The 26267-nt window shown below is 67.0% G+C and carries 22 protein-coding genes; 12 read left to right on the top strand and 10 right to left on the bottom strand.

All coding sequences use genetic code 11. From position 1 onward, the window contains the following. Positions 1-8: 8 nt before the first annotated feature. Complete coding sequence (locus ACZK2R_RS00180; RefSeq protein ID WP_180837737.1) at positions 9-887, bottom strand: hypothetical protein; 879 nt, start codon at positions 885-887, stop codon at positions 9-11. Between the two features lie 262 nt (positions 888-1149). On the opposite strand from ACZK2R_RS00180, the gene ACZK2R_RS00175 reads away from it, so the two are divergent. Beyond that, positions 1150-1989 carry an acid phosphatase gene (locus tag ACZK2R_RS00175; protein ID WP_049399001.1) on the top strand — a complete coding sequence of 280 codons (840 nt, stop codon included), beginning with the start codon at positions 1150-1152 and terminating at the stop codon, positions 1987-1989. 112 nt (positions 1990-2101) lie between these two features. On the opposite strand, the gene ACZK2R_RS00170 is transcribed toward ACZK2R_RS00175, so the two are convergent. After that, positions 2102-4375, bottom strand: coding sequence for a TonB-dependent receptor (locus tag ACZK2R_RS00170; protein ID WP_071228650.1), 2274 nt, complete (start codon positions 4373-4375; stop codon positions 2102-2104). A 159-nt stretch (positions 4376-4534) separates the two neighbouring features. On the opposite strand from ACZK2R_RS00170, the gene ACZK2R_RS00165 reads away from it, so the two are divergent. Beyond that, positions 4535-5551 carry a TIGR00266 family protein gene (locus tag ACZK2R_RS00165; protein ID WP_180837736.1) on the top strand — a complete coding sequence of 339 codons (1017 nt, stop codon included), beginning with the start codon at positions 4535-4537 and terminating at the stop codon, positions 5549-5551. 184 nt (positions 5552-5735) lie between these two features. Next, positions 5736-6728 carry a patatin-like phospholipase family protein gene (locus ACZK2R_RS00160; RefSeq protein ID WP_019337382.1) on the top strand — a complete coding sequence of 331 codons (993 nt, stop codon included), beginning with the start codon at positions 5736-5738 and terminating at the stop codon, positions 6726-6728. Between the two features lie 39 nt (positions 6729-6767). On the opposite strand, the gene ACZK2R_RS00155 is transcribed toward ACZK2R_RS00160, so the two are convergent. Beyond that, complete coding sequence (locus ACZK2R_RS00155) at positions 6768-8768, bottom strand: hypothetical protein (protein ID WP_180837735.1); 2001 nt, start codon at positions 8766-8768, stop codon at positions 6768-6770. A gap of 87 nt (positions 8769-8855) precedes the next feature. Next, a complete protein-coding gene (locus ACZK2R_RS00150; RefSeq protein ID WP_004153377.1) occupies positions 8856-9338 on the bottom strand; it encodes an Lrp/AsnC family transcriptional regulator in 483 nt (160 codons plus the stop codon). A 125-nt stretch (positions 9339-9463) separates the two neighbouring features. Here ACZK2R_RS00150 and phhA point away from each other — a divergent pair, with 125 nt between their 5' ends. Further along, positions 9464-10357: a phenylalanine 4-monooxygenase gene (gene phhA / locus ACZK2R_RS00145; protein WP_180837734.1), complete on the top strand. Its 894-nt coding sequence runs from the start codon at positions 9464-9466 to the stop codon at positions 10355-10357. An 83-nt stretch (positions 10358-10440) separates the two neighbouring features. Here phhA and ACZK2R_RS00140 read toward each other — a convergent pair whose 3' ends face one another. Further along, positions 10441-11496, bottom strand: coding sequence for a LacI family DNA-binding transcriptional regulator (locus tag ACZK2R_RS00140; protein WP_125892672.1), 1056 nt, complete (start codon positions 11494-11496; stop codon positions 10441-10443). A gap of 239 nt (positions 11497-11735) precedes the next feature. Between ACZK2R_RS00140 and ACZK2R_RS00135 the strand changes: the two genes are divergently transcribed. The 4 genes from ACZK2R_RS00135 (at position 11736) to ACZK2R_RS00120 (ending at position 14765) form a co-directional block, all read left to right on the top strand. Continuing rightward, positions 11736-12326, top strand: a complete 591-nt coding sequence (locus ACZK2R_RS00135; protein WP_049399007.1) for a cysteine dioxygenase family protein — start codon at positions 11736-11738, stop codon at positions 12324-12326. A 116-nt stretch (positions 12327-12442) separates the two neighbouring features. Continuing rightward, a complete protein-coding gene (gene eda, locus ACZK2R_RS00130) occupies positions 12443-13081 on the top strand; it encodes a bifunctional 4-hydroxy-2-oxoglutarate aldolase/2-dehydro-3-deoxy-phosphogluconate aldolase (protein WP_180837733.1) in 639 nt (212 codons plus the stop codon). Positions 13082-13177: 96 nt separating this feature from the next. Further along, positions 13178-14206, top strand: coding sequence for an alcohol dehydrogenase AdhP (adhP, locus tag ACZK2R_RS00125; protein WP_125892668.1), 1029 nt, complete (start codon positions 13178-13180; stop codon positions 14204-14206). Positions 14207-14372: 166 nt separating this feature from the next. Further along, positions 14373-14765, top strand: a complete 393-nt coding sequence (locus ACZK2R_RS00120; RefSeq protein ID WP_180837732.1) for a hypothetical protein — start codon at positions 14373-14375, stop codon at positions 14763-14765. Positions 14766-14836: 71 nt separating this feature from the next. On the opposite strand, the gene ligD is transcribed toward ACZK2R_RS00120, so the two are convergent. The 3 genes from ligD to ACZK2R_RS00105 all read right to left on the bottom strand — a co-directional run bounded on the left by ligD (position 14837) and on the right by ACZK2R_RS00105 (position 18807). Then, on the bottom strand, positions 14837-17323 hold the full coding sequence (gene ligD, locus ACZK2R_RS00115; RefSeq protein WP_180837981.1) for a DNA ligase D: 2487 nt from the start codon (positions 17321-17323) through the stop codon (positions 14837-14839). 3 nt (positions 17324-17326) lie between these two features. Continuing rightward, positions 17327-18244 (bottom strand): non-homologous end joining protein Ku, encoded by a 918-nt coding sequence (gene ku, locus ACZK2R_RS00110; RefSeq protein WP_180837982.1) that lies wholly within the window; start codon positions 18242-18244, stop codon positions 17327-17329. A 164-nt stretch (positions 18245-18408) separates the two neighbouring features. Continuing rightward, positions 18409-18807, bottom strand: a complete 399-nt coding sequence (locus ACZK2R_RS00105) for a hypothetical protein (protein ID WP_010487387.1) — start codon at positions 18805-18807, stop codon at positions 18409-18411. A 146-nt stretch (positions 18808-18953) separates the two neighbouring features. Between ACZK2R_RS00105 and ACZK2R_RS00100 the strand changes: the two genes are divergently transcribed. Next, positions 18954-19298, top strand: a complete 345-nt coding sequence (locus ACZK2R_RS00100) for a hypothetical protein (RefSeq protein ID WP_032129273.1) — start codon at positions 18954-18956, stop codon at positions 19296-19298. Between the two features lie 78 nt (positions 19299-19376). Here the strand turns inward: ACZK2R_RS00100 and ACZK2R_RS00095 are convergent, their stop codons facing one another. Next, entirely contained in the window at positions 19377-21467 is a 2091-nt protein-coding gene (locus ACZK2R_RS00095) for a TonB-dependent receptor family protein (RefSeq protein WP_180837983.1), read from the bottom strand. A gap of 171 nt (positions 21468-21638) precedes the next feature. Here ACZK2R_RS00095 and ACZK2R_RS00090 point away from each other — a divergent pair, with 171 nt between their 5' ends. The 3 genes from ACZK2R_RS00090 (at position 21639) to ACZK2R_RS00080 (ending at position 25096) form a co-directional block, all read left to right on the top strand. After that, positions 21639-22841, top strand: coding sequence for an amino acid aminotransferase (locus ACZK2R_RS00090; protein WP_049462449.1), 1203 nt, complete (start codon positions 21639-21641; stop codon positions 22839-22841). Between the two features lie 422 nt (positions 22842-23263). Beyond that, a complete protein-coding gene (locus ACZK2R_RS00085; RefSeq protein ID WP_014035428.1) occupies positions 23264-24280 on the top strand; it encodes a class 1 fructose-bisphosphatase in 1017 nt (338 codons plus the stop codon). Between the two features lie 108 nt (positions 24281-24388). Then, positions 24389-25096 (top strand): 2OG-Fe(II) oxygenase, encoded by a 708-nt coding sequence (locus ACZK2R_RS00080; RefSeq protein ID WP_065724008.1) that lies wholly within the window; start codon positions 24389-24391, stop codon positions 25094-25096. A 54-nt stretch (positions 25097-25150) separates the two neighbouring features. On the opposite strand, the gene ACZK2R_RS00075 is transcribed toward ACZK2R_RS00080, so the two are convergent. Continuing rightward, the gene (locus tag ACZK2R_RS00075; protein WP_180837984.1) at positions 25151-26242 is read right to left on the bottom strand and encodes a PA0069 family radical SAM protein; all 1092 of its coding nucleotides are present in this window, start codon (positions 26240-26242) and stop codon (positions 25151-25153) included. Positions 26243-26267 lie beyond the last annotated feature (25 nt).

Here is a 26267-nt window from a genome sequence, read left to right as displayed (position 1 = left end):
CGTCTCCCTCACTGGGTCAGGTCGTTGCGCAGCAGGGTGCCGAGGCCGAAGCACTCGCGGCGGCTCTGGTTGTGGCTGAGCGGTTCTGCACCCTGGGTAAGCGCCTTGTCGGTGAACCAGGTGGTGCCGGCGGCCTTCTGGCTGCTGCACTCCAGGAAGCCATCGGAGCAGGACGACAGCCAGTTCTGGGTGAACTCCAGGCCGACGTTGGCGGCATAGCCACCGCAGTAACTGTTGCTGTCCCACACCGCCGATTCCACATCGCTGCCCACCACCGCACGGAACGGTTTGGGCAGCGCCGGGCGACCAGCGGTGCCGTACAGGTTCTGCGCGTTGTAGGTGGCCATGCTCGCCACCTGCTGCTGGCGCACGGCGTCGTTCTTGTAGCCCAGCAGCCAGCCCAGCGAGGTTTCAAAGGTGTTGCCGTTGAGCACCGCATCGGCCAACGGCGTGCCGGCCGAAGACGGTGCCAGCGCGTTGACCTTGCGCACCGTGCGGATGATCTTCGGATAGCGGCTGTCATAGGTCGGGTTGGACAGGATCCAGCGCATCACGTTGCCGCCGTTGGAGTGGGTGATCACCACCAGCTGGGTGATGCCACGGCTGTCGATGAAGCCGGTCAGCTGATTGGCCAGACAGCCGGCCGCTTCCGGCTTCCACATGTACTGGGTGAAGTCACAGTTGATGACGACGTAGTTGCTGCTGTTCGGCAGGCCCTGGCGCACGGTGTCGATGATCGCCGGCTGCCAGTACTCCTGGGTGGCGTTGGTCTGTGCGCCGGTGCCATGCACGAAGGCCACGCCGACCACGTCGGCCGCCTGAGCCGGCGCGGCTGCCAGCCCGAGGAGCAGGGCCAGGACGGTACTTCCTGTTGCGGTGCTGCGCATCGCTTCTCTCCCTCTGTCAACGGATCCCCCCGACCCGGCTGGAACTGGACGGCCCCTGGTGCTTGCCGTTGTGCCGATGCTCGCGGCGCGGCCGCGTGAAAGTCCGTGCGCTGCGCCCGGATTCAGGAGACTGACGTCACTCGATGACGCTTTTCATATCACCGGGATGACCATGCCGGGTCTGGCCGTATGACCGATGGCCACTGCGGTGTCGTATACGGGCTGCGATCATGGCGCGATGTTTTTCCTCCGGAGCCTGTCCATGTCGCTGATTTCCCACCCTGCCCGCCCGCTGCTCGGCCTTGCCGTCATCGCGGCCCTGGCCGGTTGTGCCGCCACCGCCGCCAAGCCGACCGCCGTCGAAGCCAACATCACTACCAAGGCGGTGGGCTATCTGGACAAGAGCGCGGTACCGGCCAGCCTCGACCTGGTGCCGGCACCGCCGGTGGCCGGTTCGGCCGCCCTCGCCCTCGACGAACAGGTCAGCCGTGAAGCCCGCGCGCTGCGTGGCAGCCCGCGCTTCGCCCAGGCCGGTGTCGATGCCGAACTCGGCTTCCCAGAAGGCGCCAACCACTTCTCCTGCGCCGCCGACATCGACGTCGATGCGGTGAAGACCCCGGCGCTGTACCGCCTGCTGGAGCGCAGCCGGATCGACGCCAGCGCCGCCACCAAGGCCGCCAAGAACCACTACCAGCGCCCGCGCCCGTTCATGGTCAACGGTGAACCGACCTGCTCGCCGAAGGACGAAGAAGGCCTGCGCAAGAACGGCTCATACCCGTCCGGCCACACCTCGATCGGCTGGGCCTGGGCCCTGATCCTGTCGGAGATCGCACCGGATCGCGCCGATGCCATCCAGGCGCGCGGCCGCAACTACGGCGAGAGCCGCCTGGTCTGCAACGTGCACTGGCAGAGCGACATCCTCGAAGGCCGCTTCATGGGCGCCGCCGCCGTGGCCCGCCTGCATGACAACGCCGCGTTCAACAAGGACCTGCTGGCCGCACGCAAGGAGATCGCTGCCGCGCGCAAGGCCGGCCTGCACTCCAGCCGCGACTGCGCGGCCGAGGAAGCGGTGCTGAAGGTGCGCCCGCAGAGCGCGCTGTAAGCGCCTGGCGGTTCAATTGTTGCCGGCCAGCGGCCGGCACTACCGATGGGTGTAAAGCAGAAGGGCCGGCATTGCGCCGGCCCTTCTTCATTGCATCAACGCAGCAACCGCATCAGAACTTCGCGGTGAACTCCACGCCCCAGGTACGCGGCTCGTTGAGGAAGCCGGTCAGGTTGTTGAAGTCGATCGCGCCGACCACGCGGGTCTGGTTGGTCAGGTTGCGGCCGAACACGGCCACGTCGTACTGGCCGTAATCCCAGTTGTAGCCCAGGCGCAGGCCGCCTTCCAGCGAACTACGGCCGCGGAATTCCGGCGACTCGTAGATGAAGAAGTTCACCGCGCTGCGGTAGGCCCAGTCGGTGTAGGCATACAGCTCGCTGCCATCGCTGAGCGGGAAACCGACACGCAGGGTCGCGTTGTGGATCCACTTCGGCGCCTGCGGCAGCGGGTTGCCGTTCACCAGCGCATAGGTGCCACCGTTGATGACGGTGGTCGGGTCGTTGATGGTGCAGCCACCGCCGCAGATCGCTACCGCCAGATCCTTGTCCTTGATCTCGGTGTCGTTGTAGCTGCTGCCGAAGGTCAGCAGCACGTTGTCAGCCAGATAGGCTTCCAGGTCCAGCTCCACGCCCTGGCCGATGGTCTTGTCAGCGTTGAGCAGGGTGGCGGTGTTGTTGGTGCCGCCCACCGCGATCAACTGCTGGCCGTCAACGTTGTAGCGGAACACGCTCAGGCCCAGGCGCGCGCGGCGCTCGAACAGGTCGGCCTTGATGCCGGCTTCGTACGAGATCACCTTCTCCGAATCGGCCTGCGACAGGCCCGGCGCGAAGGCCAGGCGGCCCTGGATCGACGGCGCACGGAAGCCCTTGGCCACGCGGGCGTAGGCATTCACGTTGTCGGTCAGCTTGTACACGCCGCTGACATCCCAGCTGACGTCGTTGACGTCGGTGTTGGCCAGGTACGGGCCACTGACCGGGGTGCCGAACGGAAGGACGGCCTGCAGCACGCTGGCGTTGAAGTCCTTCTTGTCCTGGGTGTAGCGCACGCCGGCGCGCAGCTTGAAGCGGTCGGTGACATCGAAGTCACCCGAGGCGAACACCGCCCAGGCCTTGTTGCGCTGGTTCTGCACCACGTGGCCGGTCTGCGGATTGCCCGGCTTCAACGAGTTGTAGTTGAAGTTGTTGATGGTCACGTCTTCGTCGAAATAGAAGACGCCGGCCTGCCAGTCGAAGCGGCCCCATTCGTTGGATTCAACGCGGAATTCCTGCGTCCACTGGCGATGGTGCGGCAGGCCGTCGGCCGACTCCGACGAGAACGGGATGAAGCCCGGCCCATAGTTGCCAGCGCCCAGCGATGCGTCGCCGTAGCCACCGTCGATGTCACCACGATTGAGCGATTCGGCGGTTTCATAACCGGTGATCGAGTGCAGGGTCACCGAACCGAGGTTCCACTGCAGGCGCGCGCTGCCGCCCCAGGTTTCCAGGTCGGAGAAGTTGACGCCATCGTTGGCCACCTTGTCGCGATCGAAGTTCTCGACCAGGCCGTTGCCACCCTTCTGGATGATGTTGGCGCGGAACAGGCGCGCGGTACCGTTGAGCTTGCGCTTGTGCAGGTTGAACAGCGCTTCGAAGTCGTCGCCTTCGTACAGGAACTGCACGCGGCCGGCGGCTTCGTCATAACCTTCGAAACCGCTGTTGGGCGCACCGGCGCGGGTGTTGTCGACCCAGTCGTCACGGCGCTGGTAGATGGCCGAGACGCGTGCCGACCAGCGGTCGGTCAGCGGGCCGCCATAGGCGCCCTGCACGTTCCAGCTGTTGTAGCTGCCATAGCCCACGCGCACGTAGCCGTCGGCATCCTGCGACGGGCGCGCCGAGTCGAACTTGACCACGCCGGCCGGGGTATTGCGACCGAACAGCGTGCCCTGCGGGCCGCGCAGCACTTCCACATTGGCCAGGTCGAACAGCGGGAAGCCCTTCAGCAGCGGGCTTTCCTGCACCACGTCGTCGTACACCAGCGACACCGGCTGCGACGCATTGAGGTCGAAGTCGGTGTTGCCCAGGCCACGGATGTAGAAGCGCGGGAAGGCACGGCCGTAGGACGACTCGATGTTGAGGCTGGGCACGCGCGCGGCCAGGAAGCGGATGTCGTCGCCCGCCGAACCCAGCACATCGAGCTTCTCGCCCTGGATCGCGCTGATCGCGACCGGCACGTCCTTGGCGTTCTCGACGCGGCGCTGCGCGGTCACCTGCAGGGCATCAAGGGCAACCGGATCCTTGGCAGCGGGAGTTTCCTGGGCGGCTGCTACCAGCGGCAACAGGGCGGAAAGAGCGGCAACGAGGGGGCGCGCGACCGGAAGGCGGCCACGGGAAGTGCGGGTCGGAGACATGGCGGTAGGCTGTGTTTGGAGGGGTGGTAAAACGGCGCTACCAGATAATTGTTGCAATACAGCACCTGCCCCGCAAATGCCTGCCGTTCATGGCCGCGTCGCTCCGGCCCCCGCGCCCTCGCTAGACTCGGGGTTTTCCAGCCCTGCAGAGCCGCCGCGATGACCCAGTGGTACTTCCATGCCTCCGCCCAGGCCGAGCGTATCGGCCCGCTTGATGACGAGGCCGCGCGCGGTTATGCGCAGGCCAACCCGCGCGCCCTGGCCTGGTGCCAGGGCATGAGCGGGTGGACCTCGATTGCCGAGGTGCCCGAACTGCAGTCCGCGGCCCCGGGAATGCCGAACACCCCGCCGCCGGTCCCCGCCGCGGCCAGCGGCCGCGCCGACGACATCGAGTTCCGCATCGTCGGCCATGAAATGCAGTTCGTGGAGATCGAGCTCGACCCCGGTGAGAGCGCCATTGCCGAGGCCGGCGCATTGATGTTCAAGGATGCCACCGTGCAGATGGACACGGTGTTCGGCGCCGCCAACGGCGACCAGGGCGGCGGCTTCATGGGCAAGGTGATGGCCGCCGGCAAGCGCGTGCTGACCGGCGAGAGCCTGTTCGCCACCGTCTACACCCAGAGCGGCCACGGCAAGGGCAAGGTCGCCTTCGCCGCGCCCTACCCCGGCACCGTGCTGGCAATGAAGCTGGACCAGCATGGCGGCCGCCTGATCTGCCAGAAGGACAGCTTCCTGGCCGGCGCGCGCGGCGTGCAGATCGGCGTGCAGTTCCAGCGCAAGATCATGACCGGCCTGTTCGGCGGCGAAGGTTTCATCATGCAGAAGCTGGAAGGCGACGGCTGGGTGTTCATCCATGCCGGCGGTTGCGTGGTGGAGCGCGAGCTGGCGGCCGGCGAGCGCCTGGATGTGGATACCGGCTGCGTGGTGGCCTACCACCCGACCGTAGACATGGACGTGCGCCGGGTGGCCGGCATCAAGAGCATGCTGTTCGGTGGCGAAGGCGTGTTCCTGGCCACGCTGACCGGTCCGGGCAAGGTCTGGCTGCAGTCGCTGCCGTTCTCGCGTCTGGCCGGCCGCATGTGGATGGCCGCGCCGCAGGGCGGTGGCCAGAACCGCGGCGAAGGCTCGGTGCTGGGCGGCCTGGGCCGGATGCTGGACGGCGACAACCGGTTCTGACCGCCTCCGGTAGTGCCGGCCGCTGGCCGGCAGCCTCATGAACCGCTGCCAGGTTCCCAATGATTGCCGGCCAGCGGCCGGCACTACCTTTATGAATGGGCGATGTTTCCCACCCTGCCCGCCCCGCCACGGCTTCGGTATGCTGGCGCCCTTTCCTGAATCCGGCGCCGCGAGCGCACTGCCGATGAGCCTGTTCCGCCCCCGCATGCTGCTGTCCGTCGCCCTGATCGGCCTGCTGGCCGGCTGCGGTGGCGACCCGGTCCGCCCCACACCGCCGCCGGCGCCGACCGTGGTGCCGCAGGCCAAGCCGGTGAAGATCGGCATCGCCCTCGGTGGCGGCGCAGCCAAGGGCTTCGCGCACATCGGCGTGATCAAGATGCTGGAGGCCAACGGCTTCGAACCGGCCGTGGTGTCCGGCACCAGCGCCGGCAGCGTGGTCGGTGCGCTGTACGCCAGCGGCATGGACGCGTTCCAGATGCAGAGCAAGGCGGTCGCGCTGGACGAAGCCAGCATCCGCGACGTGCGCCTGTTTTCCGGCGGCCTGGTGCAGGGCCAGAAGCTGCAGGACTACGTCAACGAGCAGGTTGCCAACCGTCCTGCCGAGCGCCTGAAGAAGCCGTTCGCCGCCGTCGCCACCCAGCTCGAAACCGGCGAGCGTGCGATCTTCGTGCGCGGCAACGTCGGCCAGGCGGTGCGCGCGTCCAGCAGCATTCCCGGTGTGTTCGAACCGGTGAAGATCGGCGGCCGCAACTACATCGATGGCGGCGTGGTCAGCCCGGTGCCGGTGGATGCCGCGCGCCAGCTCGGCGCCGACTTCGTGATCGCCGTGGACATCTCCAGCAAGGCCAGCGGCAAGGCGCCGACCGACATGCTGGGCATCGTCAACCAGTCCATCTCGATCATGGGCCAGCGCCTGGGCGAGCAGGAACTGGCGCGCGCCGACATCGTCATCCGCCCGAAGGTGCTGGACATCGGCGCCGCCGATTTCAGCCAGCGTGGCACCGCAATCCTGGAAGGCGAAAAGGCCGCGATGGCAGCCATGCCGCAGATCCGCGCGAAGATCCAGCAGCTGCAGCGCGCACGTGCCGCCGCAGCCGCACCGGCACCGGTGGCCGCGCCGAAGTGCGAGGAAGCCTCGCGCCTGGGCAAGCTGATGGGCCGCAAGGACAAGTGCTGACCTGAGCCAGCGTGTCGCTGCCAGACAGCGACGCGCGTGCTAGCGCGCGGGCCGGTAACCGCTGGCCTGCTGCCGCTCGCGCCTGCGCATCTGGCGGGCCTGCTCCTGCAGTGTCGCCGTGTGCTGCAGCTGTTCCATGCCATCGGCCGGTACGTGCAGCTGGCGTCGCGCACGGGTCAGCGCCAGATAGACCGCGCGCACCGGGTTGTGCCAGATGCGCGCGCCCTGCCCCGCACTGAAGCAACCGGGCGACAGCGAGACCACGTCGAACTGCAGGTTCTTCGCGTGTTCGGCCAGGCACAGCGCCACCCGCCCTTCAGCGGGCGTGTCCTGGTCATCGAGCGCTTGCAGCAGTGACTGCACCCGATCGGCAGACGCAAACAGTTCGACCAGCGCGCCCTGCCCTTCGTCGGCCTGCGTGGCCAGGAAGCGCTCCCATTCCTGGTCCGATGCGCTGTCGCGGCGCCGGCGCCACGCATCCAGTGGCCGCTGCAGCACGCTGCGCAGCGCGCGCAGCGATGCCGGATGCAGGTAGGGCCGCAGCCCGAGTGCGTGCAGCTGTGCTGCGTCCAGGGCCAGATCGGCGACGCTGCCATGGATGCGCAGGCCCTCGCTCGGCACCTGCGCCCAGTCGCGGTAATGCAGCACACCGGTGGCGCGGTCGGTGGCACCGACGAACGGCCCACTTTCCTGGCCCAGTCCATCCAGTGCCAGGGTCTGGTTGACCAGGCCCTCGACCTGGTTGCCCTGGCGCACCGACTGGTGCATTTCCAGCACCTTCGACGCGGCCCAGCGCGGCACCATACCGGTCAGGCACTGGTGCGGATCACCCAGGCTGACCACGCCAGGCGCATGGCCGGCCAGCAACTGCTTCCACGACGGGCTCAGGTCATGCGCCTCGTCCACCAGCAGCATGCCCATATCCTGCGGCGGGGTGACGCCGCGCAGCGCCAGCCACTTGCCGATGTGCGCCGGGCTGAGGCTCAGCAGCGTGCCCCGCTGCAGCTCGGCGTCGAACATGCAGCGCCAGACGTGCTCGGCGGCCGCCATGTACGGCGACACATCGAGCATCGCAGCGGGCACCGAACGGTCGAAATGCTGGAAGGCCATGCGCGGCGCGGACGAGGCGCACCAACGGTTGATGGCCTCGAACGCGGTCAGCAGCACCTGCTCCGGGCTGCGCCCACCGATGCCCTGCAGTCCGATGCGGCCGGCAATCTCGCGCGGAGTACGGGTGCTGCGCCGGTAGCTGGCAACGAAGCCACCGGTCTGGCCGCTGCGCGCGGCGTGCTGGGCCACGCGGTTGGCGAACTCGATCTGGGTCAGCAGGCGCACCGCAGTGCTGGCCGGCACGCGGGCGCGGAAGGCTTCCACCTGCCCACGCGAGGGCGCCACGTAGGTGTAGCGGCCCGGCCGCGCCTCCATCAGCGCCAGCACCAGGTGGCCCTTGCCGGTGCCGGCATAGCCATCGAGGTCGATCAGCTCATCGGGGTTGGCGGCGATGGCGCGCAGCACGCGGGCCTGCTCGGAGGTGTACAGGCCATGGTGTTCGACCGACCGTGCATCCTCGGCGACAACCTCATCCTGCGTGGCCTCGTCATCGTCACTGGAAAAGGTGGCGGGAAAGCGGATCTCATGTTCGACCAGGGTTTCCTGACAGGCCTGCTGCAGGGCCAGGCCCGGATACTCCCGTGGCGACTGCGCGATGACGTCCTGCAGGATCTCCGCCGGTGTCAGCAGCACGCCGTGGCCGGCCAATGCGCTCAGCCAGGCATCCAGCTCCGGTTGGCCACCGCCACCGGGCCCGGCCAGCTGTGCAGCCGCGCCTTCGTTGCCAGCAAACAACGCGCAGGCATCATGCAGCAGGCGCTCGATCTCGGCCGCCGGATGCAGGCGCGTCCGGCACAGCTGCGCGGCCATCAGGCCGGCCTGCTCCACTGCGGTCTGCGGTGGCGTGCCATGGGCAACGTAGCGCGCCAGCGACTTGCGCTGCAGCGGCAGGAACGTGGTGGTGGGCAGCGGGTGCTGGAGTTCGGGCATGCGTGGAACCGGAAAGGAACGCTGCGACGCGCGCAGGGCGGAGATGCTCGGCTACCCGCCCGGCGCCGTCAAATCGCAGCGGCGCGTTCATTCCAGCTGCGAAAGCGGCAATGCCTGGAAGCCCTTCACCGTGCGCAGCACGAAGCTGGAATTGGCATCGGCCACGCCGCCGGCATTGAGCAGCCGGTCCAGCAGGAAGTGCGAGAAGTGCTCCAGGTCGCGCACGTAGACGTGCAGCAGGTAGTCCATGTCGCCGGTCAGTGCATGGCAGGCCACCACTTCATCCCAGCCCTGCACGCTGTCCACGAAGTGGCCGATGGCGGCCTGGTCGTGCTTTTCCAGCTGCACGCGCACGAAGGCCTGCAGGCCCAGCCGCAGCTGCCGTGGCTCCAGCCGCGCGCCATAGCCGACGATCACGCCCTCGCTTTCCAACCGCTGCAGGCGACGCAGGCAGGCCGAGGGCGAGAGGTTCACCCGTGTCGCCAGCTCGGCGTTGGTGGCGCGCCCATCCCGCTGGATTTCAGCCAGCAGGCGTATATCCGTGCGATCGAACTGGACTTCTCCGGCCATTGTTGCCCCGCAACATGGTGAGTACGCAAGGATATTGCGCCAACAAGGCCAATCGACGCAACTTTTGCAACCCTGTTGCGCGCGCCCTGCCCTAGCATCGTGGGTATCCCGTCAAGGAGTGCCCCATGGACCTCGCCCAGCCCCGCCGCGTCGAACACCAGCAGACCGACAAGGGCTACGTGCCGGTGTATACCACCGCGCTCGTCGAGCAGCCGTGGGACACCTACAGCGCCGACGACCACGCCACCTGGAGCACGCTGTACCAGCGCCAGCGCGAACTGCTGGTCGGCCGCGCCTGCCAGGAATTCCTGGATGCACAGGACGAGATGGGCATGAGCGCGCACATGATTCCGCGCTTCGACCAGCTCAACGAAGTGCTCGGCGCCGCCACCGGCTGGACCCTGGTCGGCGTGGAAGGCCTGCTGCCGGAACTGGACTTCTTCGACCACCTGGCCAACCGTCGTTTCCCGGTGACCTGGTGGATCCGTCGCCCGGACCAGATCGATTACATCGCCGAACCGGACCTGTTCCACGATCTGTTCGGCCATGTGCCGCTGCTGATGAATCCGGTGTTCGCCGACTACATGGAGGCGTACGGCCGTGGCGGCGTCAAAGCCCACGCGATCGGCCCGGATGCGCTGCAGAACCTGACCCGCCTGTACTGGTACACGGTGGAGTTCGGCCTGATCGATACGCCCGAAGGCCTGCGCATCTACGGCGCCGGCATCGTGTCGTCGAAGGGCGAATCGCTGTACTCGCTGGAATCGGCCGCGCCCAACCGCATCGGCTTCGACCTGCAGCGGATCATGCGTACCAAGTACCGCATCGACACCTTCCAGAAGACCTACTTCGTCATCGACAGTTTCGAACAGCTGATGCAGGCGACCTCGCCGGACTTCACCCCGATCTACGCGGCGCTGGCCGACCAGGCGCATCTGCCGGCGGGCGATGTGCAGGCCGATGACCGCGTGTTCCAGAAGGGCACCGGCGAAGGCTGGGCCGACGGCGGCGATGTGTAAGCGCACGGCGTACAGCGCTTCGCATTGAACGGAAAACGGCGCACCTGGATGCGCCGTTTTCGTTGCTGCCGAGGGCAGGGCACTCAGCCGTCCACGGCCCGGCAGGAACCGCGCACCATCAATTGCGGATGCACGCTGGTTGCGGTCGGCGCATCCGGCACGTCGGCCTGCACCAGCATCGCCGCCGCCATGCGCCCGATGTCGGACACATGGCGGCGCACCGAGGTCAGCGGCGGCCACAGCCGCGACGCCAGTGGGCTGTCGTCGTAGCTGACGATCGACAACTGCTGCGGCACCGCGATGCCCGCACGCAACGCCACCTGGTACACGCCGGCAGCCATTTCGTCGTTGCCGGCAAAGATCGCACTGGGGCGTTGTCCGCCCATCAGCAGCCGTTCGGCGGCATGCACGCCCGACTCGAACGTATCGCCTGCTTCCAGCACGCGTTCACCCGGCAGGGTCAGGCCCACCTGCGCCAGCCGGTCGAGGAAGCCATGGGTGCGCTCGCGTGCGGTACGGCGGTCACCCGGACCGGCAATCACCGCGATGTCGCGGTGGCCGAGCGAGAGCAGGTAGCCCGCTGCCGCGGCTGCACCGTCGCGATCATGGGTGACCACGGCCTGTGCCTCGTCATCCGACACATGCGCGTTGATGCGGACATAGCGGCATTCGATGCCGTCGAGCATCTCCGTCAACGCAGCCGACTCGGAGGCACGCGGGCCCAGGATCACGCCGTGCAGCTTCTGCTGCTGCACGAAGCGCCGCACGCCGTGCGCGCAGTCCGGAGACTGGCTGTCGCAGGGATGCACGACCAGTTCATAGCCGGTGCCGCGCAGCGCTTCCAGCGCGCCGTGCTGCAGGTCGACGATGCATTGGGCGCCCGGGTCGTCATACACCAGGCCGATCAGGAAGGAGCGGCGGAACGCGAGGCCGCGCGCCAGGGGGTCGGGCACGTAACCGACCTCGCGCATCAACGCCTCAACCTTGTCGCGGGTGTCTTTGCGCACCAGCGGCGAGTTGTTGATGATTCTTGAAACCGTTTTCTTGGAAACTCCCGACAGTCGTGCGATGTCGTTGATCGTGGCAGCCTTGCCCTTCGATGCCGGCAACGCGGCATCGCTAATAATTCGCACTGACATGTGTAGAACCAGGTAAGTCGGAGAATTCTAGCCTTGCGCCCGTGGGGCGCGAAGTTGCGGAATGTCGCAGCGAAGATGGATCGCGTCGTGTTCGACCGCTTCTGCTGCGCGAGGTTCCATTGTGATCGCTCTACTTGATGTCCATCTGAACCGTTCTTCCGCGCGTGTTCACCTTGAATGCGGGCGCGACGCGCGCGAACGCCAACATTCCCTTAACCAGGCTCCGCTACAGTCGGGGCATGGACCTGCAGACTTCTCCGTTTCCGGTGTTCCGTGGCCGCGACAGGTTGATCGCTGCGGTCGACGCGGCGATGACCTCCGGTGATGCCGAGCGCATCACCGCCGACCTGCAGCTGGCGCTGCAGGAAGCCATCGCGGACAGCCGCATCGAATTGCCCGAGTGCGTACACCGTCCGGTCAGTGATCATTACGCGCGACGCCCGCTGTACCACAGCCGCGAACACGGCTACAGCGTGATTGCCATGAGCTGGGGCCCAGGGCAGGGCACGCCGCTGCACGACCACGATGCCATGTGGTGTGTGGAGGGAGTGTGGTCAGGCGAGCTGGAGATCACCCGCTATGAACTGCTGGAGCGCAACGGTGAGCGCTGCCGCTTCCGCCGCCACGCCGTGCTGCGCGGGGGCTGCGGCAGTGCCGGCAGCCTGATTCCGCCGCACGAGTACCACACCCTGCGCAACGCCAGCAACGAAGCGCTGGCGATCTCGGTACACGTGTACGAGGCGCAGATGGAGCGCTCTGCGGTGTTCGATCCGCTCGGTGGTGACTGGTACCAGCGTCGCATCCAGGCATTGCAGGCCGACCCGGCCTGAGCCGGGGGCAGGGCGGGGCACCACCAGCACCGTCGTGAGCCACGTGGCATCATGCGCCGCTGCGCTGCCGGACCCGGCGGCGATCCGCGATGCCCGGTCGGGCAAGGAGCAAGACGATGTCCAGCGCTGATCCGCGCCTGCGCGCGCTGTTGAAGCTGGCACCGGTGATTCCGGTGTACACCCCCGAAGATGTGAATGAAGCGGTCGAAGTGGCCCAGGCGCTGTTCCGCGGCGGCCTGCCGGTGATCGAAGTGACGCTGCGCACGCCGCAGGCGCTGGATGCGATCAAGGCGATGGTCGAGGCCGTGCCCGATGCGGTAATCGGTGCCGGCACCGTGCTCAACGCCGCGCAGATGCAGGCAGCCAAGGAGGCCGGTGCGCGTTTCGCGGTGTCCCCCGGTGCCACGCCGACGCTGTATGCCGCCGCGCGTGATGCCGACCTGCCGTACCTGCCTGGTGCCGCCACTGCCTCCGACCTGATCCTGGGCTTGGAGCACGGCCACGACACCTTCAAGTTCTTCCCGGCGGTGCAGGCCGGTGGCGCTGCGTTGCTGGCGGCCTGGCACGGCCCGTTCGCCGATATGCGCTTCTGCCCGACCGGCGGCATCAGCGCGCAGACCGCGCCGCAGTTCCTGCACCTGCCCAACGTGCTGTGCGTGGGCGGCTCGTGGCTGACCACCCCGGCGCTGCTGCAGACCCGCGACTGGGATGCGATCGAGCGTCTGGCCCGCGAGGCCTCGGTGCTGGCCAGCTGAAGCCGCTCCACGAATCTTCAAAGGTTTGATCGTGATCAAAGCGCCGGCCTCGTGCCGGCGTCATTCTGTGGGCAAGCGCACTACGGAGATCCGAACATGAATTCGACCATGAAGGCCGCTGTCGTGCGTGAGTTCGGCAAGCCACTGGTGATCGAGGAAGTCTCGGTACCGCGCCCGGGGGCGGGCGAGGTGCTGGTCAAGATCGAGGCCTGTGGCGTCTGCCACACCGACCTGCACGCCGCCGAGGGCGACTGGCCGGTGAAACCGAACCCGCCGTTCATCCCCGGCCACGAGGGCGTGGGGCACGTCGTGGCCGTGGGAGGCGGGGTAGGGCACGTCAAGGAAGGCGACAGGGTCGGCATCCCCTGGTTGTACTCGGCGTGTGGCCATTGCGAACACTGCCTGGGTGGCTGGGAAACGCTGTGCGAGACACAGCGCAACACCGGTTACTCGGTCAACGGCGGCTTCGCCGAGTACGCACTGGCCGATGCCAACTATGTCGGCCTGCTTCCGAAGGACGTGGGCTTCGTCGAGATCGCGCCGGTGCTGTGCGCCGGCGTGACCGTCTACAAGGGCCTGAAGGTGACCGACACCAAACCCGGTGACTGGGTGGCGATTTCCGGCATCGGTGGCCTGGGCCACATGGCGGTGCAGTACGCCCGCGCGATGGGGCTGAACGTGGCTGCGGTGGATGTGGACGACAACAAGCTGGCATTGGCCCGGCACCTCGGCGCGCAGATCACCGTGAACGCGCGTACCACCGATCCGGCCGCCTTCCTGAAGAAGGAAATCGGCGGCGCGCACGGCGCGCTGGTCACCGCGGTGTCGCCGAAGGCGTTCGAGCAGGCGCTGGGCATGGTCCGCCGTGGCGGCACCGTCTCGCTCAACGGACTGCCGCCCGGTAATTTCCCGCTGGACATCTTCGGCATGGTGCTCAACGGCATCACCGTGCGTGGCTCGATCGTCGGCACCCGGCTGGACCTGCAGGAGTCGCTGCAGTTCGCTGCCGAAGGCAAGGTCGCGGCCACGGTCAGCACCGACCGCCTGGAAAACATCAACGACGTGTTCGCGCGCATGCACGCGGGCACCATTGAAGGCCGCGTGGTGCTCGACTTCGCCGCCTGACCGCCTGTGCATGGCCGCCGTCGCTCCGTCCCCCTCTCCCACGGACGCGGCGGCCATGCCTATCCCCCGGTGGTGCCGGCCGCTGGCCGGCAAACCCCAGTCGGTTCGGTAGTGCCGGCCGCTGGCCGGCAACCCGGGCACTCTGTGACAGCCGTACAATGCGCGCATGCCCGGCCTGCTCAAGACCCTGTTCCTGTCCCTCGTCGCCCTGATCGGCGGCGTACTGTCGCTTGCGCTGGTCAGCAGCGTCGCCAGCTGGCTGCCCCCGCTGGTGGGCATGTCGCCGGACAACAACAGCGTGCAGCTGGGGTGGGACCTGGCCTTCAGCGTACTGGGCGGCATCGCCGGCATTTCCTTCGCCACCTACTACGCACCGTGGTGGCCGCGTTCGCATGGTTTTTCGATCTGGTCGTTGATCGCACTCGGATGCGGTTACGCGATGTGGAGCGCCGGCGCGGATTTCCCGCTGTGGTTCGTCATTTCGCTGCTGGCATCGCTGCCGTTGCAGCTGCTGGCCGGCTGGTGGTTCGGCCGCCGCGCGTCGCGCGATCCGCGCTGAGCGCATCCAGGTAGTGCCGGCCGCTGGCCGGCAACCTCGCCCATGCTACAGGTGCCGGCCAGCGGCCGGCACTACCGCTTCAGCGTCGGCAGCGTCTGCTTCAATCGCGCGATGCCCTGCCATGGGTCACCCTTCAGCCGCTTGGCACGCGCCAGCGCCTTGGCCATCGGAAACGCGTCGGCCGCGCTCACCCGCGCCAGTTCTTCCCAGCGCAGCGGCACCGCCACGCCGCCAGAATCGCGTGCACGCAGCGACCACGAGCACACGCTGGTGGCGCCTCGGGTGTTGCGCAGCCAGTCGATGAAGATGACGCCATTGCGCTTCGCCTTGCTCATCGTCGCCACGTAGCGGTCCGGCGCCTGCTCCGCCATCGCCTGTGCGAACGCCTCGCAGAATGCCTTGGCTTCGCCCCAGCCAGCCTTGGGCTGCAGTGGTACCACCACGTGCACCCCCTTGCCGCCAGACAGGCGTACGAAGCTCTCCAGACCCACCTGCTGCAGGCGGCCACGCACGTCGCGCGCACCGGCTTTCACCTGTGCCCAGCTGACGCCGTCACCAGGGTCGAGATCGAACACCAGTCGGTCCGGATGCTCCGGGTCAGCCACGGTCGCACCCCACGGATGCAGCTCCAGGGTGTTCATCTGCACCAGCTGCAACAGGCCACGTGCATCGTCGATGTAGACATAGTCCTCGCGGCCGCTCTTCTGCTGGAGGGGCACCGCATGTACCGCATCGCCCAGGCCGGGGCCATGATGCTTCTGGAAGAAGCAGGCCTTGCCGACGCCATCCGGACAGCGCAGCAATGACAGCGGACGTCCGGCGACTTCGGGCAGGATCCAGCGCGCCATGCGCTGGTAGTAGTCGGCCACGTCGCCCTTGCTCAGTTTCTGCTTTGGAAACACCACCCGCTCAGGATGGGTGATCTGGACCTCACCTCCGGCTTCGGCATCTGCGGTGCTCATTCCCAGGTCCTCCTTCTGCTTGTCGCTGCGCAACCGCTTGAAACTGGCCTGGCGCAGCAGGCCTTCCTTGCCCCAGCCACGGAACGCTACCTCCGCCACCGTCACCGGTTTCACCCAGCGTACGCTGGCGGCGCGGAACGGCACATGCGCCGGCAGCTGCAGCACCGGCGTCTTCACTGCCAAAGGCTGCAGTGCCTTGAGCAGCGCGCGCAGGCGCTCGTCGTCGAAGCCGGTACCCACGCGGCCCACATAGCGCAGCCCGGCCTTGTCCGGCGTGGCCAGAAGCAGCGAGCCGAATCCCACCCGGGAACCCTTGGGTGCCGTATAGCCGACGATCACGAACTCGTCGGTGTCTTCGTGCTTCACCTTCACCCAGCTGCGCGCGCGGGTGTTTACGTACGGCGCATCCACCTGCTTGCTGACGATGCCTTCGAAGCCGGCCTCGCCGCTGGCATCGAACACCTGCGGCCCATGGTCGACCACGTGTTCGCTGAAGGCCAGTGTGCCGGGCGCCGGCCCGATGAAATCCTTCAGCAGCGCCTTGCGTTCCAGCAGCGGCGCACGACTGATGTCCACGCCGGCCATACCCGGAAGATCGAACACGATGTAACGCAACGGTTGCTTCGAGCTTCCATCGATCACGCGCTGCAGTGCTGCGAAATCGCTGCGTCCTTCCTTGTCCAGAACCACCAGCTCGCCATCCAGGCGCGCATCGCGCACCGGCAGTGCCAGCACGGCCTGCGCGACCTCGGGAAAATCGGCCGTCCAGTCCAGGCCGTTGCGCGAGCGGAGTTTCACCTCGCCATTGTGCAGATCGGCCAGCAGACGATAGCCGTCCCACTTGATCTCGTGCAGCCAGCGCTCGCCGTCGGGGGCACTGTCGCGATGATCGGTCAACTGCGGTTTGAACCCAAGGGGATAGGGCGTATCACGTGCGCCGTGCAGTTGCAGCGCGCGTGCACGCCAACGCGCATCGGCCTTGCGCGTGGTCGTGCGTGCGACGGGTGCAGCATGCGCCGCCTTCGCTGTGGAACGCTTCTTCGCCGCAGATGCTCGTTTCGGCGTGGGTGCCGTCAGCAGGTCATCCGCCTCCGCGTCGCGCGCTTCGCCGTCGTCGCGCTTCATCAGCAGCCACTGCACCTGACGCCCTTTCATTGCCGTACGCACCAGCTTCCAGCCACCGGCCAGGCGTTGCCCGTGCAGCACGAAGTCGATCTTTCCAGCCGCCAGCGCCTGCAGTGGATCACCTTCACAGGCCCAGGTGCCGTGATCGAAGACATCCACGTGGCCAGCGCCATAGTGGCCTTCAGGAATGTCTCCTTCGAAACCGGCGTAGGACAACGGGTGATCTTCCACCTCCACGGCCAGCCGCTTCTCACCGACGCGCAGCGAAGGCCCCTTGGGCACGGCCCAGCTCTTCAGTACGCCGTCCATTTCCAGGCGGAAGTCATAGTGACGCGAGCTTGCGTGATGCAGCTGGATGACGAAGGTCGGCCGCCGCTTCGGATCGCCGCGTGCGGGCGTGTCGTCAGGCTCCGGCGTCTGCCCGGCGCCACCACCCAGTCTGCGCTTGCGCCGGTACTGGTGCAGCGACATGGTTCAACCTGCCTTGCGCCGCGTGGTCTTCTTTACGGCCTTTTTTGCGGCCTTTTTGGCGGCCTTCTTCGCAGCCTTCTTCGCCGGTGCCTTGCGCATTGCCGTCTTCTTCGCCGGCGTGCGCTTGTTGGCGTCCAGGCTCTTCTGAAGCAACGCCATGAAATCCACCACATTGGTGGTGGCATCTTCACGCGGTGCGGGCTCGTCTTCCACCCGGGTAGTGCCGCCCTTGGATTTGATGCGCTTGTTCAATACCAGCTGCAGACGCTCGCGGAACTCATCGTGATAATCCGAAGGATCCCAGTCACCGGCCATTGACTCGATCAGCTGTTCGGCCATCGCCGTTTCCTTGCTGGTGATGCGATAGTCGGACAGTTTTCCGGTGGGCAGCTTGTAGTCCTCGGGATCCACCAGCTCCTGCGGATAGCGCAGGATCATCAACACCAGCGCGTCCTCATGCGGCATCACCGCGCACAGGTATTCGCGCGTGCGCACCACCACCCGCGCGATGCCCACCTTGCCGGTACTGCGCAGCGTTTCGCGCAACAGCACATAGCCCTTTTCGGCCTTCTTGCCGGGCACCAGCAGATACGGTTTCTCGTAGTAGCGTGGGTCGATCTGCGCCGCATCCACGAACGATTCCACCTCCACCGCTTCGTGGCTTTCCGGCGCCGCCGAACGGATATCACCTTCCTCCAGCACGACATAACTGCCCTTGTCGTACTCATAGGCTTTGACGATGTCCTTCCAGGGCACTTCCTCGCCGGTGTCGGCGTTGACCCGTTCGAAACGGATCGGCTTGCGATCGCGGGAGTCGAGCATGCGGAACTGCAGATCGACCTTGCGTTCGCCGGACATCAGTGACACCGGCACGTTGAGCAGGCCAAACGACAACGTGCCGGTCCAGATCGGGCGGGCCATGGGCGCACCTTTGGCGGGGCAGGGTGCCCAGCGTGGGCCGGAGGGCGTAAACCAGCCGTGTCCGTGCCGTGCACGTGGGTTCTACGGAAAGCGGTAGTGCCGGCCGCTGGCCGGCTGAGGCTCGCGGACTGAAGTTTCCTGGGGTTGCCGGCCAGCGGCCGGCACTACTGCAGCAACGGCCTCACCGCCGCCGCCGGAATATGGTCCAGTGCGCGCCAGGCGTCCTCCACCACCGGCCTCGCCTGCGACCAGCTCAACCGCGACTGCCCGCGCATCTGCTCCCAGTGCTCGGCCAGTTCCTCGCAGGTATCGGCGGCATCACCGCGCGGCCAGTCGGCGGCATGCGTGGTCAGCGCGAAGGCATACACCGGGCACAGATCGCGCCAGTTGCGGTGGCTCTGGCCTCGGCGCTCTTCGTAGTCACTGAGCATGTACTGCAGGTAGTCCTGCGCCACCGCCTGCGGATCTTCCTGGCGGCGCGTGCGGCGCTGCGCGGTGCGCTGGCCGAGCGGATCGAGCAGGGCGTTGAACACGGACGGTGCGGGTCGTTCAAGACGGGGCATGGCCGGCTCCTGCAGCGGGGGCGGGTGGGCAGGAATACGCGCGGTGCCGTTACCGGGGGGTGAGCGAGATGTTCATGACGCCAGGTTCGCGGCGGCTTTACCTGCAGGGCGGTGTAGTGGGAGCCCCCGAGTGCAGGTACCAGACCATGAGCCGAGAGACCTCACGAGACCCGCTGCGCGAAAACCACCCGCCCATTCCCGGCGAGCAGCGCGGCAAGCGCGATGCCGACAATGCCGACTACCGCGGCACCGGTGCACCGTTCTTCGATGCCGAGCATGCCGGAGAGCATCTGCCGGTGAAGCACGAGTCTGAACAGGCCGCGCTGGACCGCAAGGACGGCGGCGACCGCCATCGTGGCGGCCAGGAAAGCCCGCTCAAGCGGCGTGAGCGCAAGCAGCGCGCCAGCGACAACCAGGATGAGGCGCTGGAGGAGACCTTCCCGGCCAGCGACCCGACCTCGCCGTTCGTGCCGGCCAAGGCCCCCGACTGACGGTAGCGCCGGCCGTTGGCTGGCAACCTCCTGACGTCCTGCACCGCGCGATGCCGGCCAGCGGCCGGCACTACCACTTCAACGCCACGACCACTGCAGGCCGACATTGGCCCGCCGTCCCGGTCCCGGCTCGTAGAAGCGGCCATTGCCGTCATTGACGATCACCGAGCCGATGTAGGCCTGGTCCAGCACATTCTCCAGCCGGGCGAAGGCGCGCAGCTCGCCACCCGGCAGCGTCCAGCGACGGCCGGCTTCCAGATGCAGCAGGGCAAAGCCGGGCGCACGCTCGGTGGCCACGTCGTTGACCACGGTATCGCTACTGGCCGAGACTTCCAGCGCCCATTGCCAGTCGTCGGGGGTCCACTGCAGCCTGGCGAAGGCCTGCTGCTGCGGCACACCAGGCAGGCGGCTGCCCGCAGCGACCACGCTGTTCGAGGTCAGGTACGGCGAGCGCACCTGCGCCTGCAGCCATGTCCATGCCAGCTGCAGTTCCAGCTGCTCGGCCAGCGGCTGTCGGTACTGCAGTTCCACACCCTGGCGGCGGGTGCGGCCGATGTTGCGATAGGTGCTGCGCCCACCAGAGTTGCTCGCAACTGCCAGCTCATCGTCGGTATCTGCGCGGAACAGGCTGATATCAAGCTGGGTTCCGTCCTGTGCGTGCCACTTGCTGCCTACCTCCAGAGTGCGGCTGCGCGCAGCCGCCAGATCCAGTGCCAATCCCGCCTGGCCGTCGGCGCGATAACCCAGCTCATTGAAGGTAGGCGTCTCGAAGCCCCGGCCCACGGCGGCGTGCAGCCGCCACTGCGGGCTGGACTCGAAGCTGACACCTGCCACCGGCGTGGTTGCCTGATAGCGACGGTGGCCGCTGTCGTCCGGATTGCGCCCGGTGATGTAGCGGTCATCGGATTCGAAGCGCACCGCGCTGTGGCGCAGCCCGGCCAGCAGCGACCAGCGCGGGCTCCACTGCCACCAGGCCTGGGCGAACTGGTCCACGTTCTGCACCGTGTCGATCTGGTCACGACGCAGGCGCCCACGCACGCCCAGGGTGCTGCCGATGAAGTTCTCGTAGCCGGTACGGTGCTGGCGCTGGCGGTCCGCACTGAGCCCGGCCACCAGGTCCAACGGTCGGCCGGCGAGGTCGCCATGCCAGCCCCAGCGCGCGTCCAGTCCGCCGTAGCCCGCGTCCAGATCGATCACGCCGCCCGCATGCAACGGGTTGGCCTGTGCGGTCGGCGGAATCGGCAGGTATTGGGTGACCTCACGCTGCCCGGCATAGCCCATCAGCTGCCAGCGCTGGGTGTCGGTTTCCCGGGTCCAACGCAACCCAGCCTGCTGCTGGCGCACCGATTTGCGGGTGTTGTACTGGTGAGCCACTGCCGTGGCCTGGCGCGGATCGGCCGCCACCTGGGAACGGCTCAGGCCCAGCGGATCCTGCGCATCGGGGGCATCGAGCGCGTTGAGCAGCAGCTCGAGCCGTCCACCGCCCAGATCACCACCAATACGTGCGTTGAGCGATTCACGGCGCGCGCGGCTATGGTCCCGCCAGCCATCGGTGCGGAAGTGATTGGCGGCGATGTTGTAGTCCAGCGCTTGGCCGGCACCCTTCAGTTGCGCGCCGACACTGAGCGTGCTGTCGGCGCCGGCGTTCACGCGCAGCCGCCACGGGTCGCCGGCCTGGCCCTGCGCGCTCCAGACCTGCAGCACGCCGCCGGAGGAATTGCCGTACAGCGCCGAGAACGGCCCGCGCAGCACCTCGATGCGTTCGGCGCCCAACAGGCTGGCATGCGACAGCTGGCCCTGGCCATCGGGCATGGTCGCCGGCACCCCGTCGATCAACACCCGCACCCCGCGCACCCCAAAGGTCGAGCGCGCGCCGAAGCCACGGATCGACAGCTGCGTATCCTGGGCGAAGTTCTGCCGGTCGCGCGCCAGTAGTCCCGGTACGCCAGCCAACGCCTCGGACAGCTGTGCGCCGGTGCCAGCACGGCTGGCGTCGATCCAGACCGTGTCCTGGCTGGCCGGCAGCGCGAACGGGTCAATGCCCGGCACCCGCGCGGCCTGAACCTGCACCGCAGGCAGGGTGGTGGATGCAGGCTCGGCCACCGCCGCCCAGGGCGACAGCAGCAGGGCGGACAGCGGCAGGCAACGGCGTCGTGCGGCAGGATTCATGATTCAGGTTGATGGATCGGGCGGCAACGCACGCCATGGTACGGGGCCGCGGATGACGATGGCGGCGGCCAGCCCCGGCAGGCTTTGTTACGATGGGCTGTTTCCGGCCGAAAAGCCGCAGACCGCGTGGCGCAATTCCTCCCCCTTTCCGTCTACCGAACGAGTACCGCCGTGTCCTTCTTTGCAAACGTGGAACTGGTCCCAGGCGACCCGATCCTGGGCCTGACCGAGGCGTACAACGCCGACAGCCGCCCGACCAAGGTCAACCTGGGTGTGGGCATCTACTACGACGAGAGCGGCCGCATTCCGCTGCTGCGCGCCGTCAAGCAGATCGAGCAGCAGCTCGCCGCTGAAGCCAAACCGCGCGGCTACCTGCCGATCGATGGCCTGCCGGCGTACACGCAGGCCACGCGCGAGCTGGTGTTCGGCAAGGACTCGCCGCTGCTGGCCGCCGGCCGCGTCACCACCGCACAGACCGTCGGTGGCAGCGGTGCGCTGCGCGTCGGCGCCGACGTGCTGAAGAAGCTGCTGCCGCACGCCACCGTTGCGCTGAGCAACCCGAGCTGGGAAAACCACCGCGCCGTGTTCAGCGCGGCCGGCTTCGAGGTGGTGGATTACACCTACTTCGACCCGACCACCCACGGCGTCAACTTCGACGGCCTGCTGGCCGACCTGGGCAAGCTGGAAGCCGGCACCGTGGTGTTGCTGCATGCCTGCTGCCACAACCCCACCGGCGCCGACCTCACGGTCACCCAGTGGAAGCAGGTCGCGCAGCTGCTGAAGGAGAAGCAGCTGTTCCCCTTCATCGACATGGCCTACCAGGGCTTCGACAAGGGCATCGAGCAGGACGGCGCCGCCGTGCGCATCATCGCCGAAGCCGGCATCGACAGCTTCATCGTCGCCAATTCGTACTCCAAGTCGTTCTCGCTGTACGGCGAGCGCGTGGGTGCGCTGTCGATGGTGGCGCCGACCGCCGCTGACGCCAAGGCCGTGCAGTCCCAGGTCAAGCGCGTGATCCGCACCATCTACTCCAGCCCGTCCACCCACGGTGCCGCGCTGGTGGCCGGCGTGCTGACCAACCCGGAACTGCGCGCGATGTGGGAGCAGGAGCTGACCGAGATGCGCGAGCGCATCCACGCACTGCGCCAGGGCCTGGTCGAGAAGCTGGCCGCTGCCGGTGCCCCGCAGTTCGGCTTCATCAACGAACAGGCCGGCATGTTCTCCTACTCCGGCCTGAGCCGTGAGCAGGTCGAGCGTCTGCGCGACGAGTTCGGCATCTACGCCGTCGGCACCGGCCGCATCTGCGTGGCCGCGCTGAACCAGAACAACCTGGAATACGTCGCCAAGGCCGTGGCCACCGTCGCCAAGGGCTGAAACAACGCTCCAGTAGCTTGAAGACAAAGGCGCCGAAAGGCGCCTTTGTTTTTTTGCTTTTGCTCTTGCCTTTGCCATCCCCACCGCGCTCGCGGCGAACCCTGAAGCGCAGGGCGAGGCACACCGTGGCCAGGACCGTGAGGCGCATGGATGCGCCGATCGAGCCCCCATGGGTGAGGGCGCTTTGCCTGCGAAGCACTGCTTCGCAAGCGCCCGAACGCCCTGCCGCCAGCGGCTGGGCCGGACCCCGGAGGGGGGTTTACGGCGTGTCCTGGCCACGGTGTGCCTCGCCCTGCGCCTCCATGAAGGAAGGCGCCACGAGCGCAACGCATCTGGAAACGATTACGCCTTCCCGCGCTCACGCACGGCCCCGCCATACGGGCGACAATAGGCGTTTTCCCGCTGCCGAGACCTGCCCGCTCATGTCCCGTACTTCGTTGACCCGCTTCCTGATCCAGGAACAGCACGCCGGCCGCATCAATGCCGACCTGCGCCAGCTGATCGCGGTCGTCGCCCGCGCCTGCACCAGCATCTCCATCGCCGTCAGCAAGGGCGCCCTCGGTGGCGTGCTCGGCGACGCCGGTACCGGCAACGTGCAGGGCGAAGCGCAGAAGAAGCTGGATGTGATCAGCAACGAGATCCTGCTCGAAGCCAACGCCTGGGGCGGCCACCTCGCCGCCTGCGCCTCCGAAGAAATGGACCACAGCCAGCCGGTGCCGGACATCTATCCGCGCGGTGATTTCCTGCTGCTGTTCGATCCCCTCGATGGCAGCTCCAACATCGACGTCAACGTCTCCGTCGGCACCATCTTCTCGGTGCTGCGCTGCCCGACCAACGTCGAACTGCCGGGCGATGATGCTTTCCTGCAGCCGGGCAGCAAGCAGATCGCCGCCGGCTACTGCATCTACGGGCCCAGCACCCAGCTGGTGCTGACCGTCGGCCACGGTACCCATGCCTTCACCCTGGACCGCGAGAAGGGCGAGTTCGTGCTGACCACCGAGAACATGCAGATTCCGGCGGCCACCCAGGAATTCGCCATCAACATGTCCAACCAGCGTCACTGGGAAGCGCCGATGCAGGCCTATGTCGGTGATCTGCTGGCGGGCAAGGAAGGCGCGCGCGGCAAGAACTTCAACATGCGCTGGATCGCCAGCATGGTCGCCGACGTGCATCGCATCCTGACCCGCGGCGGCATCTTCATCTACCCGTGGGACAAGAAGGATCCGTCCAAGGCCGGCAAGCTGCGCCTGATGTACGAAGCCAACCCGATGGGCCTGCTGGTCGAACAGGCCGGTGGCGCTGCCTGGACCGGCCGCGAGCGCATCCTCGACATCCAGCCCGACCAACTGCACCAGCGCGTGCCGGTGTTCCTGGGTTCGCGCGAGGAAGTGGCTGAAGCCGTGCGCTACCACCACGCACACGACGACGCGCAGGGCTGACGGCCTATCGCCTGACAGCGGTCATGGCAGTTCGATGACATGACCGCGGGGTGACACCGAGGGCGGCAAACGGCACCATCAAGCCGTTGCCGCCTAAGGAATGCACGCATGCACGAGCAGGGCCCGGTCGATTTCATCGAAGTCATCCACAACGCCGTCCCCAGCGAGGTCTGCGCGGCCATCGTTGAGCGCCTGCGCGCTACGCGTGGCCTGCAGCCCGGTGCGGTGGGCAGTGGCGTGTTCCCGGAACTCAAGCACAGCAAGGATCTGCGCATCAGTGGCCTGGACGGCTGGCAGGATGTCGATCAGCAGCTGCAGATCGCGGTGTTCAACGGCCTGCTGACTTATCTACGCCGTTATCCACAGGCGTTGATTGCGCCGCTGATGTTGCAGATCCAGGACAGCAACGGCCAACCGCGACGCCTGTCTGCCGAGGACTTCCCCGACATGCCGCAGCAGCAGCTGGCCGATCTGGCCCGCACCTGCCTGCGCCCGGGTGCGATCAACCTGCAGTGGTATGCGGCAGGCGAGGGCGGCTACCCGTACTGGCATTGCGAGCTGTACCCGAAGGATGCGCAGGCCGAGACCCTGCACCGGCACGTGCTGTGGACGCTGTACCTCAACGACGACTTCGAAGAGGGCGAAACCGAGTTCCTGTTCCAGGGGCGGAAGATCGCGCCGCGCACCGGCAGCCTGCTGATTGCGCCGACTGCGTTCACCCACACGCATCGTGGCAACCGGCCGCAGGGTGGGGACAAGTTCATCGCGACCAGCTGGATCCTGTTCCAGAGTGCGCAGAAGTTGTTTGGGGGGTAGAGTCGAGCTTGCTCAACTGCCTTTACGTCTCCAGTCGAGCAAGCTCGACTCTACTCAGAACAACGAACCCTGCGGCGAATCCTTCTTCGGCGGCAGCGGCTTCAGGAACCGGCTGCAATCCAGCTTCGGCCAATGGCTGTTCTGCGCATTGAAGCCCAGACGTTTGCGCGCCAGCTTGAAGCGGTTGTTCAACAGATCGGCATACACGCCCTGGCCCCGCATGCGCGTGCCGAACTGGCTGTCGTAGTCCTTGCCGCCGCGCAACTGCTGGATGGTACTCATCACATGTGCGGCGCGATCTGGATGATGGGTGTCCAGCCACTCGCGGAACAGCGGTGCCACTTCCAGCGGCAGGCGCAGCAGCACATAACCGGCGGTGCTGGCACCGGCATCGTGTGCAGCCTCCAGCACGGCTTCCAGTTCGCTGTCGTTGATCCACGGAATCACCGGCGCCACCATCACGCCCACCGGAATACCGGCGTCATGCAGGCGCTTCATCGCGCGCAGCCGCGCATGCGGTGCAGACGCACGTGGCTCCAGCTTTGCGGAAAGATGCGGGTCCAGCGAGGTCACCGAGAAGTGCACGCTGACCAGGTTCTCCGCGGCCAGCGGCGCAAGCAGGTCGATATCGCGCTCGACCAGCGCGTTCTTGGTGATCAGCGAAAACGGATGCTTGGTTTCCAGCATGACTTCAATCAGCTGGCGGGTCAGTTTGAACTTGCGCTCGATCGGTTGGTACGCATCGGTGTTGATGCCCAGCGCGATCGGTTGCGGCACGTAGCCCGGTTTCGACAGTTCCTTGCGCAGCAGCTGGGGCGCATTGGTCTTGGCGAACAGCTTGGTTTCGAAATCCAGGCCCGGCGACAGGTTCAGATAGGCATGCGAGGGGCGTGCAAAGCAGTATGAGCATCCATGCTCGCAGCCGCGATACGGATTGACCGACTGGCTGAAGCCGACGTCCGGCGAGGTGTTGCGGGTGATGATGCTGCGCGCGGTTTCGGCACGCACTTCGGTACGCAGGCGCGGGGCAAGGAACTCCTCGCTCTCGTCGACCGCCCAGCCGTCGTCCACCGCCTCGCTGACAGTGCTTTCAAAGCGCCCGGCAAGGTGGGACGTGGAACCTCGGCCCTTGATCGCAATACCCATTGCGGCAGGGTACGTCGTGGTTGTC

The organism is Stenotrophomonas sp. 96582_Sma, assembly GCF_056480905.1.
Note: the sequence above shows the minus strand (reverse complement) of the source record. Positions and strands in the feature narration are given on the sequence as shown.